The organism is Gangjinia marincola, assembly GCF_039523415.1.
Classification (GTDB): domain Bacteria; phylum Bacteroidota; class Bacteroidia; order Flavobacteriales; family Flavobacteriaceae; genus Gangjinia; species Gangjinia marincola.
The window spans coordinates 345,185-365,537 of record NZ_BAAAFG010000002.1 but is presented as its reverse complement, the minus strand read 5'-3'; the positions used below and the strand labels follow the sequence as shown (position 1 = coordinate 365,537).

Below are 20,353 nucleotides of genomic sequence, written 5' to 3'. Positions count from 1 at the left end.
TAAGATTTAAGGGGAAGCATGATCACACATTTAAAAGGAAAATTAGTAGAGAAATCACCTACAGATATAGTTGTAGAATGCAACGGTGTAGGATATTTCGTGAATATTTCATTACACACCTATTCCTTACTTCCCAGCGAGGAGCTTATTGCAATTTATACGCACTTACAAGTAAAAGAAGATTCTCATACACTTTTCGGATTTGTAGAAAAAGCCGAAAGGGAAGTGTTTAGGCTGTTGCTTTCAGTTTCAGGGATTGGAGCGAGTACAGCCAGAACGATGCTTTCTTCGTTAACACCCCGGCAAATAACCGAAGCAATTTCTCAAGAAGATGTGCCGACCATTCAAAGTGTAAAGGGTATAGGAGCAAAAACAGCCCAGCGCGTAATTCTTGACCTTAAAGACAAAATCTTAAAAGTTTCAGGATTAGAAGAAGTAATGCAAACTACAAGCAATACAAACAAGGATGAAGCGTTATCTGCTCTAGAGGTATTAGGATTTAATAGAAAACAAGCAGATAAAGTGATCGATAAATTACTCAAGAACAATCCTGAAGCTTCTGTAGAACAAATTATTAAGCTAGCTCTTCAAAATTTATAGTCGCTTGAATTTACCTCTTCCAAGGTCATATAAGATGAAAAGATGCGCGATGCTTTTTCTAGTACTAATGTGGGTACAAACAGGAATATCGCAGGTAACTAAACCGCAGGATAGCACGCAAACGAGATTTAAATTAGGTAAAATTGAATTACCAGATCCTACCAGTATTCAATACAAATACACCTACGATCCAATCTTGGACCGTTACATTTACCAACAAACTTTAGGGGAATTTAATATATCCTATCCGTTAATTTTAACCCCAACAGAATATCAGAATCTTTTGCTTAAAGAGCAAATGCGAGATTACTTTAAAACAAAGTTCGATGCGGTAAGTGGTCAAAAAGAAGGTGCTGAGGAAGAACGTAAAAACCTTCTTCCTGTATTTTACGTAAAATCCGGGTTGTTTGAAAGTATTTTTGGCGGAAAAGAAATTGAAGTTATTCCCACCGGGCAGGTAGCGATGGATCTGGGAGTGCTTTTTACAAGACAGGATAATCCCTCATTCTCACCTCGTAACCGAAGCAATTTTACGTTTGACTTTGATCAACGTATTGGCTTAAGTTTACTGGGAACAGTAGGGACACGATTGCAGGTAACTGCGAACTATGATACTGAAGCTACCTTTAGTTTTCAAGATCAGATAAAATTAGAATATACCCCCACCGAAGACGACATTATTCAAAAAATTGAAGCAGGTAATGTTAACATGCCTTTAAACAGTAGTCTTATTCAGGGAGCGCAAGCACTTTTTGGGCTAAAGACACAGCTCCAATTTGGTCGTACTACAATTACAGGTGTTTTTGCTGAACAAAATTCGCAGCGCCAATCAGTCAATGTAGAGGGTGGAGCTACGATACAAAATTTTGAACGCTTCATTTTAGATTACGATGAGGATCGACATTTTTTCTTATCCCATTACTTTAGAGATGTGTATGACAGAGCACTGGAGAACTATCCTTTCATTAATAGTAACGTACAGATCACTCGTCTAGAAGTATGGGTTACCAATAGAACAACAAACCCCCAAACCTTGTTAGATGCTAGAAATATAGTAGCTATTCAGGATTTAGGAGAAGCTGATCCTTCTAACATTGGGGTACTGCTGGATGCAAATGGTAATCTTCAAACAAATAATCCCAATTTACCCTCAGGATTTGTCAACGCTTCCTCATCTGCCTTTCCTTCTAATAGCAATAATGATTTTAATCCATTTGGCATTACAGGACCAGAACAGTCTGTATTAACTCAATCCATACGAGATATTGCGTTTGTGAATAATACTGGCTTTGGTGCAGCTCAAGGAGCAGTAGAAGAGGGTGTTGATTACGGTATATTAGAAAATGCACGTCAACTAGGACCAAATGAATATCGTTTAAATACGCAATTAGGTTATATCAGTTTGAATCAACGTTTAGTCAATGACGAGATTCTAGGGGTGGCATTTCAATACACGGTAAACGGTCGAGTGTATCAGGTTGGTGAATTTGCTAATGATGGGGTCGATGCTCAGGGTATTAATGGAGATTTGGAACCTAATGATGGTGATGATGATCCACAACTGATTAATCAAAGCTTGATTGTAAAAATGCTAAAAAGTCCATTAGTATTGGTCAATGAACCGCGCTGGGATTTAATGATGAAGAATATTTACAACCTTGGAGCTTCAGGATTAGAACAAGATGGTTTTAGACTAAATGTCTTATACACTGATCCACAACCCTTGAATTATCTAGAGAATATTCCAGAGCCAGATCCTACCGCCGGCGATGTAAGAGATCAGGCTTTACTACGCGTATTTAATTTAGATAACTTAAATGCGACAAATGATCCCATTAATGGGGGAGATGGTTTTTTTGATTTTGTTCCTGGATTAACGATAGATCCGCAAAATGGGAATATGATCTTTACCAGTGTAGAGCCTTTTGGCGAATACCTGTTTAATCAGCTTGGTCCAGAAAATGGTTCACCGGGGAATTATAACGACCCAAACACATACAATGAATTTCAACAGGAGTATGTCTATAGAGAGATGTACGAAACCACAAAAATTGATGCTGAAAATCAAGCAGCAGATAAGAACAAGTTCCAGATAAAAGGGCGTTATAAATCTTCGCAAATTAATGGAATACCATTGGGAGCTTTTAATGTACCCCCAGGCTCAGTTACCGTTACTGCAGGAGGTCGTGTACTACAAGAAGGGGTGGATTACACAGTGAATTATCAAGCCGGAGTAGTGCAAATATTGGATCAATCTCTTCTAGCTTCAAACACTCCCGTGCAAGTTTCAACAGAAAATAATGCACTTTTTGGACAGCAAACAAAACGTTTTACAGGGATTGATATTCAGCATCAAATCAATGAAGATTTCATTGTTGGAGGAACGTTCTTAAGTTTGAATGAACGACCTATTACACAAAAATCAAATGTGGGGGTGGAACCGATCAACAACTCCATTTTTGGCGTAAATTTGAACTACGCTACAGAGGTTCCCTTTTTAACCCGTTTGGTAAACAAACTTCCTAATATTGATACCGATGTAGAATCAAACTTTTCTCTTAGAGGAGAATTCGCGTACCTCTTACCAGGATCCCCAGATGCTGATGATTTTAGAGGAGAGACAACATCTTACGTAGACGATTTTGAGGCGTCTCAAACCTCCATTTCAATGTTATCCCCTTTGTCTTGGGAACTATCTTCTCCACCGCTTAATTTTGGAGGTGAGATCACTGGGGATATCAGTAGTAATAACAAACGTGCGCGTTTAGCGTGGTATAATATTGATCCTATCTTTTACAGTAATCAGCGTCCGGATGGTATTAGTGACGAAGATTTATCCAGATACGATGCGCGAAGAGTGTTTATTGATGAAATTTTCCCTGTGACCGATATTGTTGCTGGTCAAACCCAAGCGATTTTTTCGTTAGATCTGGCTTATTTTCCGCAAGAAAAAGGTCAATATAATTATGACACTAATAATACATTCTCTACTGATCCCAGAGAAAATTTTGGAGGAATAACGCGGCAAATTAATACGACAAATTTTGAACAGTCTAATGTAGAGTTTATTGAGTTTTGGGTAATGGATCCATTTCTTTATGACGATAATACTGCCGCAGGGAATGACGGTAAAATCGTGTTTAACTTAGGGAACATAAGTGAAGATGTGCTACCAGATGGGCGTAAACAGTTTGAAAATGGTTTGCCAGACGACGGATCAGACGAAGATACAATCGAAACTATTTTTGGTAAGGTGCCTACCAGTCAATCCTTAGTATATGCTTTTGATACTGAAGGTGCCGCGAGAACCAATCAGGATGTAGGATTTGATGGAATTGATGATGCAACAGAGTTAGATCGTTTTGGTCCTAACGGTAATCCCGAAGATCCTGCCAATGATAACTATGCTTTTTATTTAGCTGAAAGTGGTGGAATCGTAGATCGCTACAAACGCTATAATAATACCCAGGGAAATTCACCCACAGAGGTAACTCAAACCAATCGTGGCAGTACTACAGTACCCACAGTAGAAGATGTCAATCGTGATAATACCATGAATACGATTAACAGCTATTTTGAATACGAAGTACCGATCTATCCAGGGATAACACCTGAAGATAATACCGGCTTCGTTTCAGCAGTCATTGACAAAACAGCACCGGGTGATGGTATAGTATTAGCTAACGGGCAAGAATTACCGGTGCGATGGATACAATACAGGGTTCCATTGCGTTCCCCGCTTCGTAATTCTATTGGAGGTATTAGTGATTTGCGTTCCATTCGATTTATTCGAATGTTTCTTACCGGTTTTCAACAGGATTTAGTCTTGCGATTTGGAACTTTAGATCTAGTACGTGGAGATTACAGACGATATACTGAAGCTATCGTACCTGATGGCTCAGATCCTGATGTTGTTACTCAAACCACATTTGAGGTAGAAGCAGTGAGTGAAGAAGTTACTCCCGGTTATCGCACTCCACCGGGGATTGTTCGGGAAGAAGTGATTAACAATAACACTAGAATAAGGGAGGACGAACAATCTCTCGCGATTAATATCAAAGACTTACAACCCGATGATTCACGGGCCGTGATCAAGAATTTTCAGGTAGATATGCGACAATACGAACGTCTTGAAATGTTTTTGCATGCAGAATCGTTTGAAGGCTTGGATCAAACAGCAGATGCATTGGAGGATAATGAAATGGTAGCTTTCATTCGTATGGGGATTGATTTTACCGAGAACTTTTACCAAATTGAACTGCCCCTGGAGGTAAGTCCACAAACTTCTACAAATCCCAGTGCCAGAGAAATGTGGCCAGAGGCAAATGAGATGAGTGTACCGCTGGAATTATTACAGCAAATTAAATCCATCGCAATAGCAGATGGAACCATACCTACAGATTTAGTGTTCTACAATAGAAACGCTGAAGTAGTTACGAATGACATCCCAGGTGAATTACGCGTAGGGATCAAAGGGAATCCAAGTTTTGGAAACATTAGGGTTATTATGCTGGGTGTCAAGAATGCTAATGATCCCGGGGAGAACGATATTTCAGGAAATGTATGGTTCAATGAATTACGCTTAGTAGGACTTGAGAATGAAGGTGGATGGGCAAGTGTGGTAAGCATGGATACAAATCTGGCAGACTTCGCCACAATTTCTGCAACGGGAAGAATGAGTACGATAGGCTTTGGTTCATTAGAACAAGGTCCTAATCAACGCAGCCTGGAGGATGTACAACAATACGACGTGGTAACCAGTGTAAATGCAGGGCAACTATTACCAAAAAAGTGGGGTATTAACATTCCTTTGAGTTATAATAGAGGAGAAGAATTGATTACACCTAAGTTTGATCCTATTTTTTTAGATCTTGAGCTGGAAAATAGAATTGATGCGGCACCAGATGTTGCACCGGTAAATCCTCCTGACGGAAGTAATATCCAAACAAAAGATGAGATTTTAGAACAAGCTGAAAATTACACCAGGCGGCAAAATGTGAGTTTAATTGGTCTTCGTAAAGATCGCGTTAATCCAGAAGATAAAGCCAGAATTTATGATATTGAGAACTTTGTATTTTCCGCAAGTTATAGTCAACAGGATCACAGGGATTTTGAGATAGAAGAAGCGCTGGATCAAAATGTTAATGTGGGAGCGACGTATGGTCATAACTTTAAGCCGATTACCATTGAACCGTTACAAAAAGTAGCTGATTCTATAAGTCCAAGCAAATACCTGGATATCATAAGGGACTTTAATGTTAATTTGTTGCCAACCAGTATTTCTGCCAGTTCTAATATTTTAAGAGATTATAATGAACGACAGTTTAGATCAATTACTGGCGGAGTTACATTACCGTTACTTCAACAACGCAATTATCTGTTTGATTGGCAGTATGCAATTGATTATAAAGTTTTCCAATCGTTGAATGTTAACTTTACTGCTTCAAATAACAGAATTGTTCGAAATTTCATCAACGAAGAAAATGAGCCAAGACCAGAAATAGGCATTTGGGATGGCTTCTTTGATGTGGGAGAACCCAATCAACACTACCAAAACTTACAGGCAAATTACGAATTGCCACTGTCTAAGATTCCGGCATTAAGTTTTTTAAAGGCGACCTATTCGTATACAGGTTCTTTTCAATGGCAACGGGGTTCAGAAATATTGGATGATCTGGAAGGTATACCTGATCTTGGGAATACGATTCAAAACTCAAATCAACATCAGATTAATGCGTCGTTAGACTTTAATCGTTTATACAAATACGCGGGATTAGAGAAAAAGCGGGCAAATAGAAGGTCATCTAATAGAAACGTTAAAAAGCAAGGTGTCCGCGATGGAGATGGGAATAAACCTGGCACCTTAACGGGAGCAGACGATAAAACCGCCCAGGACAATAAACCTACAGCCAGGGTAGGATTAAGCGGTGGTGACAAAGCAAGAAATACCTTTATTTCGATCTTGACAGCGGTGAAAAAACTTCAGGTGAGTTATGAAGAATCTCAGGGAACCTTTGTCCCGGGATATTTACAGGATATAGGATTTGTAGGAACCCTAAAACCATCCTTAGGATTTACGTTTGGAAGCCAGGCAGATATTAGAAATGAGGCTGCTCGCAGAGGATGGCTGACCTTGTACGATCAATTTAATGAACAGTATACAGAGGTAGAAAACCGTAACTTAAACCTGCAGGCTACAGTTGATCTTCTCCCGGGTTTAAAGATCGATGTGAATGGAAATCGATTGTATAATGAGTCCTATACCGAGAATTATAAGGTGTTAGACTCTGGGGAGTATCAATCACTCACGCCCAATACTTTTGGTACCTTTAGTATTTCTTCAAATTTAATCAGGACAGCTTTTTCACAAAGTAATGCCGAAAATTCTGCTCCATTTGAAGACTTTAGGGAAAACCGAAGGGAGATTGCGTTTAGATTAGCTCAGGAGGCAGGAATTGATACTGGTAACCCCGATAATTTGGATGATGATGGTTTTCCTCTAGGGTTTGGTCAAACCAGCCAGCGCGTGCTTCTGCCTGCGTTTGTGGCGGCATATTCAGGGAGTGATGCATCTAATGTTAGTTTAGGAGCTACCAGGGATGTACCACTACCTAATTGGGACATAAAGTATACGGGCTTTATGCGTAAAAAATGGTTTAAAAAGAGATTTAAGCGTTTTAGTCTTCAGCATGGATACAGGTCTACGTATTCTATAAATCAGTTTCAGACCAACCTCGATTTTAATCGCAGAGCTCCATTTGCAGAGAGCAATAAGGATCAAAACGGGAATTTCAAAAACAGGGTGTTATATTCCGCCATTAATTTAACAGAACAATTCTCACCTCTCCTTAGAATAGATATGGAAATGAAAAATTCTGTTAATATTTTAGCAGAGATGCGTAAGGATAGAGCTCTTTCACTGAGTTTTGACAATAATCTATTAACCGAGATTCAAGGAAATGAATACATTTTAGGATTGGGATATCGAATTAAAGATTTAAAAATCAATACTCGTTTTGGCGGTAAGAAAAGAATTTTAAGCAGTGATCTAAGGATGACAGCAGATGTTTCCCTGCGCCAAAATGAGACTATAGTGCGTTATTTGGATTTAGAAGACAGTCAGACCACGGCAGGTCAGGATTTATGGTCCATTAATCTTGGAGCGCAGTACGCACTTACGACCAATCTGGAGGCATTATTTTACTATGACCATACCTTCTCAAGCTACGCTATTTCTACCGCTTTTCCTCAAACCACGATTAGAGGAGGATTCACGTTGATATATAATTTTGGAAATTAAGAGAGCAGCATTGCAAATCAGGTAGAATCGTTTATTTTTACAAAAACTATTTATCATGAATATACCTGCAGATCTGCACTATACAAAAGACCACGAATGGATTAAAATTGACGGTGATACTGCGACCGTTGGAATTACTGATTTTGCTCAAGGCGAGTTAGGAGATATCGTTTATGTTGAAGTAGAAACTGTGGGAGAGTCCATGGATCAGGAAGAAGTTTTTGGTACCGTTGAGGCGGTGAAAACAGTATCTGATCTTTTTTTGCCGTTATCTGGAGAAATTCTAGAGTTCAATGAAGCGTTAGAAGATGAGCCTGAATTGGTTAATACAGATCCCTATGGAGAAGGTTGGATGATAAAGATGAAAATCGCCGATCAAAATCAGGTTGAAGAATTATTGAAAAGCGATGCCTATCAAGAATTGGTGGGTGGATAAGCTCAGGATTGCAGTCGCAGTAGGATATACCACCTTACTCACCATTGCTTCGCTGATAAGTATATCTGGAATACCGGCTGCCCATACAGCGTATGCAGATAAATTATTTCACATAGGAGCTTATTTCGTACTTTCTTTTTTGTGGATGTTTATCGTTCACTCTACATTAAAAATAACCTTTATTGCATTGTTGATTATAACATATGGCATAATCATTGAGTTTTTACAACAGCAATTTACGGTCGATCGGTCGTTGGATCTATACGATATGCTAGCGAATTTAATTGGAGTGATTATTGCAGTAATACTGGTAATTTCGCTTTCGCGGAAGAAGAATAAACTCGAAAAACGTTAATTCGTGTAATTAATTTAGATTTTTATAAAAAATAAGTACATTAGCAAACCTGTAATTTAAACGAATATGGAACCTAAGAAAAATCCTAAAGCAGACCTAAGCAAAAGAAGCATGCTCTTCTTTCAAATAGGACTGGCTTTAATTTTAGCTCTTACGTACGGAGCAATAGAGTGGAAATCATATGACGACGAAGGAATCGATATAGGTCAGCTTGATTTAGGCGATTTGGATGATGAAGATATTCCAATTACAGAACAATTGAATACCCCACCTCCACCACCGCCTCCACCACCAGCTCCAGAGGTCATTGAAGTAGTAGAGGACGAGGAAGAGGTAGAAGAAACAATTATTGAATCCACAGAATCTTCTCAAGAAGAAATTGTTGAGGTTCAAGAAATTGTAGAAGAGGTAGAAGAAGAAATTGCCGATGTACCTTTTGCAGTAATTGAAAATGTTCCTGTTTTTCCCGGGTGTGAAAAAATGAAAACCAATGCAGAGCGTAAAGCCTGTATGAGTGAAAAAGTAGATAAATTTATCAAGAAAAAATTCAACTCTGATCTTGGAGCAGAATTAGGTCTTAGCGGGATTAACCGTGTTTTTGTTGCCTTTAAAATTGATAAAAAAGGAAATATTGTCAATGTACGGGCAAGAGCACCACATCCCAGATTAGGGAAAGAAGCTGAGCGCGTGGTAAAATTATTACCGAGTATGACACCTGGTAAGCAACGTGGGCAACCTGTTGGGGTATTATATTCTTTACCTATCGTATTTCAGGTGCAAGATTAATCTCACGATAAACTATAGTAAAACCCATTTGAGCAATCAAATGGGTTTTTTGTTTTTAAGGCCTTATCATGTTTATCATAAAATTGAACGATTACCTTGAATATGATATATGAAAGAGATTTATTTTAAAAATACTTAGCTCAATTAACAAAAAAATCTGTGTAATTCTATTTTCGGAATGTTTGTTGATAATCTAGAAGAATTATTCACTTAAAAATTCTTGTTATGAGCAGCAAGCACGACCTCACGGTAAAATCAAACGGAATCATCAATTTTCAAGTGGGACTTATAACCAGTATGTTACTGGTGATATTTTTTCTAAATCTAAAAACCGTTTCTGCCAGTCCAATTACTTCTAAAGTTGAGATTGATCCAGATGATACACCCTACAGCATGACCGAGGTAAGGGTCGAAAAAGAAAAAAAAGAACAGCTCAAACAAAACGAACTTAAAAAGAAAGCTCCTTCTCAAAAACCACCTACCGTGGTGCCTGATCATACGCCGGATGTGGATGTTGATGATTTTCTAAATCAAGATCAGCCAACTACAGATGAGCCTAAATTTAACGAACCAATCCCTGAATCTGTGGTGCCTATAAGTATTGTTGTAGTAGAAGAAGTTCCCATATTCCCGGGGTGTGAAACCATGACCGATAATAAGGGCAGAATCCAATGTCTTTCAGAGAACATTACATCGATCATTCAAAAATATTTCAATGCTGATCTGGGTGCAGATTTGGGGTTAAAAGGAGAACATGTAATTTACACGACTTTTAGCATAGATCAACAAGGTGAGGTAGTAAAAATTAAAGCCAGAGCGCCTCATAAAAAGTTAGAAGAAGAAGCAAAGCGGGTGATTAGTAAAATACCGGTCATGACGCCGGGCAATCACAATGGTAATGCGGTTGAGGTGCTGTACAGTGTACCCATTCGATTGAATCTTAATTAAAATAGGTTTATCTCCTGCTACAATTCACTGGAATAATTAAAATTATCACGTATAAGACCTTTAAAAGAGGTATATCTTATAAGTAGACCTATGGCTGCAAAAGGAAGGATGTCATACATTAAAATTAGAATGAAGCTGCCTGTTTTTTCTATGAAATACGTATAGGCAAGGATTGATACATATTCGGCAACTAAAAACAATATACAGGCGATAAACATAATTAAGCCCTTAGGAGAAGAGGTTGAAACAAAATTCACAAAAGAAGAGAACAAGAGTAGACTAACTGTTATTATATATATAAGTGTGATTAAATTCCTAACATCAAAGATTGGGGAAGGGAGAAAACTAATGACTAAGTAAGAAGTGTATCCAAGTATAATGGCTATTCCCAACGCATAGAGCCAATTATTTTTATAAAAATTAAGTTTTTGATGACGAAAAATTTCAACTAAAATACAAGCATATCCCACAAGTTGAGAAATTCCTCCAACATTATTTAACCAGAATAAGTTATTCGACTCTCTAGTGGGATTAACATAGTAATATAAAAAATAACATGCGTTCGCTAAGGTGAATGTAAGTATGAGGGTTAATAGCCAATAATTTTTTTCTTCTTTAGGTTTTCTAAGAAAATACGCGGCAAACAACAAGCAGATAACCACTTTCACAATGTATTGTACAACCAATACTGAAGAATCTTGAAGAATAGCGTAAGTATAAATGGTGTAACAGAGTGCTAGAATTAAGGCTAGAATTACAATGGAAAAGAAAATTTTTGTTAAATCTCGTTTCTTCATATCTATAATTTTTATACTTTCGCGTGTACGAATGCCCCCAAAATAATCTAAAATTTGCTTACTATGAAACAATATTTACTTCTATTTTTATTTTTTATCAGTACGTTATATACAGCTAACGCCCAATCTATTAGCTTGGTGGGTTCTGCTGTGAATGGTTGGCCAGACGACATATTTATGGATGAAGAATGCATGAATAATGGGAATGGGAACTGCAACGGCCAAGGGAATAGCAATGGTAACGGTGCGAATAACGGAAATGATGGTAATAATCAATATAATACAGATATTGTTGATTTTGATCTCATTTTCTATACTGATGACAATATAGAATATTATACCAATGCATTTTACACTAACGGTGGAGAGGCGCGTTTTAGAGAAGATGGAAGTTGGGATGTACAGTGGAGTGCTGATGATTTTCCATCTGGTACAGCAGATGAATCTGGCAAAAATGTAGCAATACCGCCTGGCTATTGGAAAATACGTTTTAATCGTCAAACCGCAGAATACACGTTTGAAGAAGATGATAATTTAGTAGGATTGGTAGGGCCTGGTGCAAATGGGTGGCCTAATGGGAATAATGCTACTGATATTGGATTGAACTCCCGTGATCTGGAAGAATATACCTTAAAAAACTTTGAAACTGATGGAGGTGACGTAAAATTTAGATATAATCTTGATTGGACAACCAATTGGGGGAGTGATGATTTTCCAAGCGGTATTGGCGTTCAAGATGGTGCCGATATAGCAGTACCTCCCGGAGTTTATGATATCACATTCAATCGTATAACCGGGGCGTTCTCTTTTGCAGATAGTGCACTATCTGTTGATGAGGTAGATAATGCCACAACGGTACGTGTATTTCCTAATCCAACTACTGATCAATGGGTGTTCTCGTCAAGCAAAGAAACTATACAGCGCGTTGAAATATATAATGTCTTAGGAAAGCGTGTTCTTTCTTCCAGAAATGGTAAAATTAACGCAAGTAATTTATCATCAGGCGTATATATGGCAAGAATAGCAACAGAAAATCAACAGATTACCTTGAAAGTGATCAAGCGCTAAGCAAACAAATTATTTCAATTAAACCTCAAGGTAATCCTTGGGGTTTTTTTATTTAGACCATAGACCAAATTTATCAAAAACCGTATCTTTCAGGCGTCTTATGAATGTTACAAAGCCCCCAATGAAGTTATTTCTTTGCCTTCTTTTAGCTGTAGGCCATTCTATATTTGCTCAAACCACTACCTCTTCTTACGAAAGCTATCCTGTTTTTCCGCAGTGTGGTGAGGTAGCGTATGCTGATCAGGAAATATGCTTTAATAATACCCTCAAAGCATATATCAAAGAGAATTTTGAGCTTCCGCAGGTAGTAAAAGAAAAAGACTATCAGGGTGAAGCCACGATTTTATTTGAAGTAGATAAAACCGGAACATTCAACATCTTGTACATAGATGCATTTCATGAAGACGTAAAAGCAGAATTAAAACGAATTTTTCAGGAGCTTCCGCAGATTCAGCCGGCTACCTATAACAGCAATCCAACGTATGCGCAATACCGTATGCCGATTAAGATTCCGTTAGATTTTACGTTTCAGAAAACAACTACAGCCAACTCATCTGGCTCTACTGCTACATCTGCAACCAAAGAATTTGAGGAGGTTAAAAACCTTCCGTATAAAAATCAGCAGGCAACAAGTTCAATTAACATTCCGCTGTCTCATGAGGTATACAGTCGTTTTGATGATGAAATGAATGCGATCGGCACCAACAGCCATACTGCTTCAAAACCTTTTATTTATCAAGATGTAAATCGTTATTACAAGTTTGAAGAAGAGCAAGAAAAAATAGCTCTAAAGATTGATTCATGGCTGGGGCGAAAAGTGTTTAACGAACATTTGATACGCGTTACGGGAAAGGACTATTGGATTACAGGAGATATTGCTGCGGACTTACAGTTGGGGAATGATAGTGAGTCAAATGACTATACCTTTAATAATACGCGTGCTGCTATCGTGCAAGGGGGGATTGGAAAGAAGATTAGTTTTTGGACAACTGTACAAGAGAGTCAAGGAAGATTCGCCCGATATTTTAATGAGATAGCAGAATCCCTTCGGCCAGATGGGGGTAACCCGGCAATTATCCCTGGTCGTGGTATAGCAAAGCGCTTTAAAGAGGATGCCTACGATTACCCTGTGGCAGAAGGTCATATATCGTATTCGCCAAGTAAGTTCTTTAATCTACAGCTGGGTCATGGAAACAACTTTATAGGTGATGGATACAGGTCCTTATTGCTAAGTGATGTCGCCAGCCCGCATCCATTTTTAAAACTGAATACAACCTTTTGGAAAATAAAATATACGAATACCTGGATGTCATTGAGAGATGTACGACCAGAAGTAACCGAGAATGGTTCATTTAGAACAAAATTTATCGCCAATCACTATTTGAGTTATAATGTGTCTAAGCGATTAAACATTGGATTATTTGAATCAGTTATCTGGCAGGATGACAACCAACGTGGCTTCGATTTTAACTATCTCAACCCGGTAATTTTTTATAGAGCTATAGAATTCTCTACCGGTTCACGTGGCGGGAATGCGATTATAGGACTGAGTTCTAAGTTTAAATTTACCGATCAGATCAATGCATACGGGCAATTTATTATTGATGAGTTTTCTAGTGACGCTGTATTTAGCAATGACGGAGCTTGGCAAAATAAATTGGGATATCAACTGGGACTTAAATATTTTAATGCTTTCAAAATCAATAACCTTCATTTACAAGCAGAGTATAACCGCGTTCGGCCGTATACCTATTCGCACAACACGATTGTATTAAACTACGGACACGCCAATCAACCTATGGCGCATTTATGGGGTGCAAACTTTAGCGAATTTGTGGGCATTGCACGTTACAGAAACAAGCGCTGGTTTGGACACGCTAAAGCTATAATTGGCAAACGCGGCTTTGATTTAAGCGATGAAGATGATGCAGTTTATTTTGGTGGAAATATCTATCGTGATGAAGAATTTAGACCAGGCGATACGAGTATTGAAATCGGTCAAGGAAACACTACCGATTCCTTCTTTGGAGAATTAGAAGTGGGCTATTTAGTCAATCCCGCAACTAACCTAAAACTTTATGGAAGTGTGATCTACCGTGACTTTAATCCTGAAGTAAATACTGCGCTTAATCAAGAAAGTTCCACCACATGGATAAATTTTGGGTTAAGAACAGATATCTTTAATTGGTATTATGATTATTAGTGAAACTCTTTTTGATAAGTCGTTTTAAAAGCTATCAAAAAGAGAAATTGAATTAATTTCGCTACTTCGGCGGATCTAGGTGTATAATATTCATATTAACGTTTATTCAATTTATTTAAAGTAGGATCAAACATAAAACATAAAGATTCAGTAAAGTAAATATAGGAGCGAGATGCAAATCTATTTATCCTGTAAATTAACACGCGTTCATTCGTCCTAAATGGCTTTTGTGCAGTATCTTTGCAAAAAATTTGATACGAAGATTTTTTGAGTAATACAGCAGTACATAAAGCGTCCATTTCTTTCATCACAGACTTTAAAGAAATTACCAAGATTCGATTGGCGATGAGTGTCGTGCTATCGGCTATCGCAGGATATTTCTTAGGAGCAGATACCATCAATTTTGTCACGCTACTTTTGCTCACCATTGGCGGCTATTTTATGGTGGGTGCATCAAATGCCTATAATCAAATCATTGAGAAGGATTTGGATATATTGATGAATCGCACAAGAAATAGACCGATTCCTTCAGGTCGTATGTCGGTTCAAACCGCATTCATCATTGCCAGTATCTTCACTGCGCTTGGATTGGGGATTCTATATATTATCAATCCTACCACCGCACTTTTTGGTGCAGTTTCGATCTTTCTGTATGTAAGTGTATACACTCCGTTAAAGACTAAAACTCCGTTGAGTGTTTTTGTAGGTGCTATTCCTGGGGCAATACCATTTATGATGGGTTGGGTAGCTGCGACTGATGATTTTAGCATAGAGCCTGGAACCTTGTTTATGATCCAATTTTTTTGGCAGTTTCCGCATTTTTGGGCATTAGGCTGGTGGTTGTATGATGATTATAAACGCGGGGGATTTTTTATGTTACCCACGGGTAAAAGAGATCAAAAAACGGCGATTCAAATTGTGCTGTATACCATTTGGACCATAATTGCTTCCCTTATTCCAGCACTGGGAGTAACAGGCGATTTATACCTCACGCCAATCTCTGGAATTCTGATCGCTATTATTGGTAGCGGGATGCTCTATTATGCAATCATGCTGTATAGAAAAAGAGATGAAAAAACGGCAAAATCACTCATGTTTGCCAGTGTATCTTACATTACACTATTGCAAATCATTTACGTAGGAGATAAATTAATTAGAACATGGATTTAACCCAAGGGACACAATACGAGAAACACGCCAGATCGCGAAAAATGATGTTATGGTTTGGTATTATCAGCATGGTCATGACCTTTGCAGGATTGACCAGTGCGTATATCGTGAGTAGTAATCGCCCGGACTGGATAAGCGATTTTAATTTACCCATGCCATTCATTTATTCAACAGTAGCAGTAGTATTAAGTAGTATAACCATCATAGCAGCACGATTTTTTCTAAAGAAAAATGACCGTTCAAAAACTACACTATTTTTGGGACTTACCGTGGTGCTTGGACTGGTATTTGTTTTCTTTCAGTTAGAAGGATTTCAAAACTTCATCTCATCGGGGTACTATGTAACCGGGGCAGAAAGTACGATTACGACCTCATTTATTTACGTCATTGTATTATTACATCTTCTTCACTTAAGCGCAGGTATTATCGTGCTTCTTGTCGTGATGACGAATCAATTAAGGGGCAAGTACACCCCTCAACAAATGTTAGGTTTTGAATTAGGAGAGATTTTCTGGCATTTTGTAGACATTTTGTGGGTGCTATTGTTATTCTTTTTCGCTTTCGTGAAATAATTTAATTCGCTATTTTTGTCCAAGTTTATACTGATACGTTAATATATGGAAGCTACTACGGTAAGCACAGGCACAGAAGATAAAGTATGGGGTGGTGGTAATCAGCCACTTGGAGCCAGTTATGGTAAAATGATGATGTGGTTCTTTATCCTCTCAGATGCCTTGACATTTTCAGGCTTTCTAGCGGCCTATGGATTTTCAAGGTTCAAATACATCGATTCTTGGCCTATTGCAGATGAGGTGTTTAATCACTTTCCGTTTCTACATGGAGTAGATGCTCCTATGTATTACGTTGCTTTAATGACGTTCATCCTTATTTTCTCTTCGGTTACCATGGTTCTTGCCGTGGATGCAGGTCATAAAATGCAACAAAAAAAGGTAATCATCTATATGTTTCTCACCGTTATTGGCGGAGCTATTTTTGTTGGTTCTCAAGCCTGGGAGTGGAAAAACTTTATCAAAGGGGAGTATGGAGCAGTAGAAACTCGTTCAGGTAATATTCTTCAGTTTGTAGATGCTGAAGGTGAGCGTGTTGGATTAGAAGAATTTGCTGTGATGAATCCAGATGTTCGTGAAGAGCATTTAGATAAAAATGGGGTGTGGTATGAAGATGGAGGTTCCTTGCCTACCTATTCAATTACCGAAGTAAAAGAAGGCTTCATGCAAAACAAAGATGTGTTGGTGAGAGGTCAGATCTTAGTGCCTAATATTGAGGAATTGAAAGCTTCTAAAAATCCTAAAGATGTCGCTTACGCGGAAAAATTAGAACGTGAGTTGATTAATGCGGATGAGGTTGGAGCCAAAGGAATTTATAATAGAGAAATGTCAGAGATGCGCCTTGAACGCGATGCAGTACTCGTAGTTGAAGGTGCAAACCTCACCCGAAACGAATACGGGACTCCGCTCTTTGCAGATTTCTTTTTCTTCATTACAGGATTTCACGGGTTTCACGTATTCTCTGGAGTAATGTTCAATATCATTATTTTCTTTAATGTGATTATTGGAACGTACGAAAAAAGAAAGAGTTATGAAATGGTAGAAAAAGTCGGACTCTATTGGCACTTTGTTGATTTAGTTTGGGTATTTGTATTCACATTTTTCTACCTCGTTTAAAAAAGTTATAGCAGTTCAATAGTATGGCACACGATACAGCACATAGCGGCGCAGTAAAAAGAATTTGGTTTGTTTTCGCGCTATTATCAGTAGTAACCTTAGTAGAGGTAGTTTTAGGTATCATCAAACCAGCGGTTTTAGTTGAGACCTATTTTGTAAAGATGAAACTTCTTAACTGGATTTTCATCATTCTTACCTTATATAAAGCATACTATATTACCTGGGCGTTCATGCACATGGAGCATGAAACCAAAGGATTACGTCGTGCAGTAGTTTGGACAGCAATTTTCTTGATCTGTTATTTAATCGCTATTCTCTTAACCGAAGGTGATTACGTGTACAGTGTGTACAAAGAAGGATACAAAGCTTGGGACTTTTAGTGAGACTATCTTTTAGCTAGCCTTTGGCGCAGCTAAAAGATAAAGCCGAACTATCCCCAACTCGGTTGGGGATCTTTTGAAGTGTAAGTACTATCTAGCTAGCCTTCGGCGATGTAAAACTGACTAGTCGAATTATCCTAAACTTGATTGGGGATCTCATCAAACGAAACTTTTTCTTAGCTAGCCTTCGGCACAGTTAAAAGATGTAGTCAACTATCCACAACTTGTTTGGGGTTCTTATCTTTCAAGATTCGGTAAATTAAAGTAATAGAAAAGACGGCAATTGAGGCCGTCTTTTTTTATTTTTGCACATAGAAATAAAGAGGAGATTTTTATGAAGAAGACTTTTGTACTTGTAGTATTGTTTGCGCTTCCTATTGTGGCGTATCTTTTCTTCTCTTCAGGGGTAAATAATTTTGCCAAGCTTCCGGTAGTAACCCAAAATATTGCTTCTGTAGATTCTTTTAAAACACTAGATGGAACTCCGGTTTCTTTTAAAGATCACATAACAATTCTAAGTTTTTTCGGTAACGAACCTTCGCAAATGCAGGGAAATATGTTTAACGTGAATGAAAAGATTTATAAGCGATATAGTGAATTTCAAGATTTTCAGTTTGTGGTAGTACTCCCCGAAGGTAATCAAGAAGAGGCTAAAGAAATCTTAGACAAACTGGAGCAGTACGGCGATACTAAAAAATGGCGTTTTGCTTTTGGTACTTCGGCACAAATAAATAATCTCTTTCAAAGTTTGCAAACCAATTTGAAACTCAACAGCGACTTAGCGACTCCGTTTGCATTCATTATTGATAAAGATGTCAATCTGCGTGGCAGAGATGATGAGGAAAAACCCATCCATTATGGGTATGATACCGCATCGGTTGGGGAGATTAGCGATAAGTTTAATGATGATATAAAAGTTATCCTGGCAGAATATAGGCTTGCACTCAAAAAGTATAAGGCAGATCGTAAGAATTAAGCAATGAAGAATTATTCATACATAGGCATATCATTTGTTATCTTAGTGATGGGGATTATTTTTATCCCGAAGATCATTGATCGTGTAAGCGAGGGAGATATCACCAGAAAAGATCGACTCAATATTGAAGGGACAGAACGCGAAGAAGAGCAGCGAGAACTCGGCTTTCTTAAAATTAACGGGAAGCTCAAAAAAGCACCACAATTTGAATTCGTGGATCAACATGGCAATACTATTTCTAATGAAAATTACGCAGGTAAAGTGTATGTAGCAGATTTTTTCTTCACTTCTTGTCCTACGATTTGCCCGGTGATGACCAGTAATCTCATTGAGGTCCAAAATAAGATTAATGATACGGTGGATTTTGGTATAGCTTCGTTTAGCATTACCCCTAAAACAGATACCCCTGCAGTATTAAAAGCCTATGCAGATAGTTATGGGGTTACTAACCCTAACTGGCATTTGATGACCGGCGATCAGGAAGAAATTTACCAATTAGCCAATCAGGGATTTTCTATTTATGCAGCAGAAAATCCAGAAGTCGATGGCGGCTTTGAACACCTGGGACATTTTATTTTAGTGGATCAGGAAGGATACATTCGTTCGCGTATAGATCGCTTTGGTAATCCTATTATCTATTATCGCGGAGCTATTGCGCATGATGCCAATGTACTAGAAGGAGAAGAGACTCCGCAAATTGAAGAGTTAATTGAAGATATAAATCGACTATTAAACGATGAGTAGCATAAGTATAGAACGCGAAAAGACGGTCAAAAAATGGATTATAGCGCTTTCAGTGATTATTCCGATTGCCGTGGCAGCCTTATTCAGATTAAGATTGCCTGGAGTTGAACCCCTAACTTTCCTTCCGCCTATTTACGCAGGGATTAATGGATTGACAGCGATTTTTCTGGTTGTTGCTGTGCTTCAGATTAAAAAAGGAAATAGAAAAAATCATGAACGTTTGATTAAATCTTCTATGGTATTGAGTGTACTTTTTTTATTGATGTATGTGTCCTACCACGCCACAGCAGATCCAACGGTGTTTGGTGATGCCAATCACGATGGGGTATTGTCTGCAACAGAGGCAGAAGCAATCAACGAAATCAAATTTTTGTACTATGCCATTTTAATTTCACATATCGTTTTATCTGTCGTGGTCATTCCATTTGTGCTTTTTACCTATCTAAGAGCTTGGGCAGGCAGGTTTGAGCAGCATAAGAAAATTGCCAGGATTACTTTCCCCCTATGGTTATATGTTGCGGTAACCGGAGTAATTGTTTACTTAATGATCTCTCCATATTATGTCTAATACTCAGCGTATTTTTCTCTTTTTTCTTTTCTCTATTCTCTTCTCCTTAAAGGGAAAAGCCCAATGTGCCATGTGCCGTGCAGTGTTGGAAAGTGAAGAAAATCAAGGTGTAGCTGAAGGAATCAACGATGGTATCATGTACTTAATGGTATGGCCATATATACTTGTGGGTATCGTAGGATACATTGTATATCGCATGTATAGAAGTAGAACCGTTGAAGAAGAATGATTTTTAACGTTTCTATAACATTTTTTCTTGTAACAATCTTAAAATTTGGAGGTCATATAAGGTATGCTTTCTCTTAGCAGGAAGGGCATATCATCAATCAATCTAACC

General features: G+C 38.1%; 17 protein-coding genes. 16 read left to right on the top strand and 1 reads right to left on the bottom strand.

Features of this window, described 5'->3' with window-relative positions:
- The first annotated feature begins 18 nt into the window (after nucleotides 1–18).
- The 6 genes from ruvA to ABD000_RS03175 all read left to right on the top strand — a co-directional run bounded on the left by ruvA (nucleotide 19) and on the right by ABD000_RS03175 (nucleotide 10,425).
- The gene (gene ruvA, locus ABD000_RS03200) at nucleotides 19–600 is read left to right on the top strand and encodes a Holliday junction branch migration protein RuvA (protein WP_343763742.1); all 582 of its coding nucleotides are present in this window, start codon (nucleotides 19–21) and stop codon (nucleotides 598–600) included.
- Between the two features lie 49 nt (nucleotides 601–649).
- The gene (gene sov / locus ABD000_RS03195) at nucleotides 650–7,900 is read left to right on the top strand and encodes a T9SS outer membrane translocon Sov/SprA (protein WP_343763739.1); all 7,251 of its coding nucleotides are present in this window, start codon (nucleotides 650–652) and stop codon (nucleotides 7,898–7,900) included.
- 55 nt (nucleotides 7,901–7,955) lie between these two features.
- Nucleotides 7,956–8,336 (top strand): glycine cleavage system protein GcvH, encoded by a 381-nt coding sequence (gene gcvH, locus ABD000_RS03190; protein ID WP_343763736.1) that lies wholly within the window; start codon nucleotides 7,956–7,958, stop codon nucleotides 8,334–8,336.
- Nucleotides 8,308–8,691, top strand: coding sequence for a VanZ family protein (locus ABD000_RS03185; protein WP_343763733.1), 384 nt, complete (start codon nucleotides 8,308–8,310; stop codon nucleotides 8,689–8,691). Before gcvH ends, ABD000_RS03185 begins: the two co-directional genes overlap by 29 nt.
- Before the next feature lie 66 nt (nucleotides 8,692–8,757).
- Complete coding sequence (locus ABD000_RS03180) at nucleotides 8,758–9,477, top strand: energy transducer TonB (RefSeq protein WP_343763730.1); 720 nt, start codon at nucleotides 8,758–8,760, stop codon at nucleotides 9,475–9,477.
- A gap of 225 nt (nucleotides 9,478–9,702) precedes the next feature.
- Nucleotides 9,703–10,425: an energy transducer TonB gene (locus tag ABD000_RS03175; protein ID WP_343763726.1), complete on the top strand. Its 723-nt coding sequence runs from the start codon at nucleotides 9,703–9,705 to the stop codon at nucleotides 10,423–10,425.
- Between the two features lie 17 nt (nucleotides 10,426–10,442).
- Here the strand turns inward: ABD000_RS03175 and ABD000_RS03170 are convergent, their stop codons facing one another.
- A complete protein-coding gene (locus ABD000_RS03170; RefSeq protein WP_343763723.1) occupies nucleotides 10,443–11,222 on the bottom strand; it encodes a hypothetical protein in 780 nt (259 codons plus the stop codon).
- A gap of 63 nt (nucleotides 11,223–11,285) precedes the next feature.
- Between ABD000_RS03170 and ABD000_RS03165 the strand changes: the two genes are divergently transcribed.
- From ABD000_RS03165 to ABD000_RS03120, 10 genes are all read left to right on the top strand, one after another.
- The gene (locus tag ABD000_RS03165) at nucleotides 11,286–12,290 is read left to right on the top strand and encodes a T9SS type A sorting domain-containing protein (RefSeq protein ID WP_343763719.1); all 1,005 of its coding nucleotides are present in this window, start codon (nucleotides 11,286–11,288) and stop codon (nucleotides 12,288–12,290) included.
- A gap of 121 nt (nucleotides 12,291–12,411) precedes the next feature.
- Complete coding sequence (locus ABD000_RS03160; RefSeq protein WP_343763716.1) at nucleotides 12,412–14,493, top strand: gliding motility protein RemB; 2,082 nt, start codon at nucleotides 12,412–12,414, stop codon at nucleotides 14,491–14,493.
- A gap of 267 nt (nucleotides 14,494–14,760) precedes the next feature.
- Nucleotides 14,761–15,663: a heme o synthase gene (gene cyoE, locus ABD000_RS03155; protein WP_343763713.1), complete on the top strand. Its 903-nt coding sequence runs from the start codon at nucleotides 14,761–14,763 to the stop codon at nucleotides 15,661–15,663.
- Entirely contained in the window at nucleotides 15,654–16,235 is a 582-nt protein-coding gene (locus tag ABD000_RS03150; protein WP_343763710.1) for a cytochrome c oxidase subunit 3, read from the top strand. The genes cyoE and ABD000_RS03150 overlap by 10 nt, the downstream gene beginning before the upstream one ends.
- Nucleotides 16,236–16,280: 45 nt before the next feature.
- The gene (locus ABD000_RS03145; RefSeq protein WP_343763707.1) at nucleotides 16,281–17,348 is read left to right on the top strand and encodes a cytochrome c oxidase subunit 3; all 1,068 of its coding nucleotides are present in this window, start codon (nucleotides 16,281–16,283) and stop codon (nucleotides 17,346–17,348) included.
- 23 nt (nucleotides 17,349–17,371) lie between these two features.
- Nucleotides 17,372–17,728, top strand: coding sequence for a cytochrome C oxidase subunit IV family protein (locus ABD000_RS03140; protein ID WP_343763704.1), 357 nt, complete (start codon nucleotides 17,372–17,374; stop codon nucleotides 17,726–17,728).
- Between the two features lie 334 nt (nucleotides 17,729–18,062).
- The gene (locus ABD000_RS03135) at nucleotides 18,063–18,704 is read left to right on the top strand and encodes a hypothetical protein (RefSeq protein WP_343763697.1); all 642 of its coding nucleotides are present in this window, start codon (nucleotides 18,063–18,065) and stop codon (nucleotides 18,702–18,704) included.
- Between the two features lie 3 nt (nucleotides 18,705–18,707).
- On the top strand, nucleotides 18,708–19,448 hold the full coding sequence (locus ABD000_RS03130) for an SCO family protein (RefSeq protein ID WP_343763694.1): 741 nt from the start codon (nucleotides 18,708–18,710) through the stop codon (nucleotides 19,446–19,448).
- A complete protein-coding gene (locus ABD000_RS03125; RefSeq protein ID WP_343763691.1) occupies nucleotides 19,441–20,016 on the top strand; it encodes a DUF420 domain-containing protein in 576 nt (191 codons plus the stop codon). Before ABD000_RS03130 ends, ABD000_RS03125 begins: the two co-directional genes overlap by 8 nt.
- Nucleotides 20,009–20,245 (top strand): hypothetical protein, encoded by a 237-nt coding sequence (locus ABD000_RS03120; protein WP_343763688.1) that lies wholly within the window; start codon nucleotides 20,009–20,011, stop codon nucleotides 20,243–20,245. Before ABD000_RS03125 ends, ABD000_RS03120 begins: the two co-directional genes overlap by 8 nt.
- Nucleotides 20,246–20,353 lie beyond the last annotated feature (108 nt).

Coding starts and splice junctions, on each gene's coding strand:
- ABD000_RS03120 (WP_343763688.1), top strand. CDS start 20,009: ATGTCTAATACTCAGCGTATTTTTCTCTTTTTTCTTTTCTCTATTCTC.
- ABD000_RS03150 (WP_343763710.1), top strand. CDS start 15,654: ATGGATTTAACCCAAGGGACACAATACGAGAAACACGCCAGATCGCGA.
- ABD000_RS03160 (WP_343763716.1), top strand. CDS start 12,412: ATGAAGTTATTTCTTTGCCTTCTTTTAGCTGTAGGCCATTCTATATTT.
- ABD000_RS03130 (WP_343763694.1), top strand. CDS start 18,708: ATGAAGAATTATTCATACATAGGCATATCATTTGTTATCTTAGTGATG.
- ABD000_RS03140 (WP_343763704.1), top strand. CDS start 17,372: ATGGCACACGATACAGCACATAGCGGCGCAGTAAAAAGAATTTGGTTT.
- ruvA (WP_343763742.1), top strand. CDS start 19: ATGATCACACATTTAAAAGGAAAATTAGTAGAGAAATCACCTACAGAT.
- ABD000_RS03175 (WP_343763726.1), top strand. CDS start 9,703: ATGAGCAGCAAGCACGACCTCACGGTAAAATCAAACGGAATCATCAAT.
- ABD000_RS03165 (WP_343763719.1), top strand. CDS start 11,286: ATGAAACAATATTTACTTCTATTTTTATTTTTTATCAGTACGTTATAT.
- ABD000_RS03180 (WP_343763730.1), top strand. CDS start 8,758: ATGGAACCTAAGAAAAATCCTAAAGCAGACCTAAGCAAAAGAAGCATG.
- gcvH (WP_343763736.1), top strand. CDS start 7,956: ATGAATATACCTGCAGATCTGCACTATACAAAAGACCACGAATGGATT.
- ABD000_RS03170 (WP_343763723.1), bottom strand. CDS start 11,222: ATGAAGAAACGAGATTTAACAAAAATTTTCTTTTCCATTGTAATTCTA.
- ABD000_RS03125 (WP_343763691.1), top strand. CDS start 19,441: ATGAGTAGCATAAGTATAGAACGCGAAAAGACGGTCAAAAAATGGATT.
- sov (WP_343763739.1), top strand. CDS start 650: ATGCTTTTTCTAGTACTAATGTGGGTACAAACAGGAATATCGCAGGTA.
- ABD000_RS03185 (WP_343763733.1), top strand. CDS start 8,308: ATGCCTATCAAGAATTGGTGGGTGGATAAGCTCAGGATTGCAGTCGCA.
- ABD000_RS03145 (WP_343763707.1), top strand. CDS start 16,281: ATGGAAGCTACTACGGTAAGCACAGGCACAGAAGATAAAGTATGGGGT.
- ABD000_RS03135 (WP_343763697.1), top strand. CDS start 18,063: ATGAAGAAGACTTTTGTACTTGTAGTATTGTTTGCGCTTCCTATTGTG.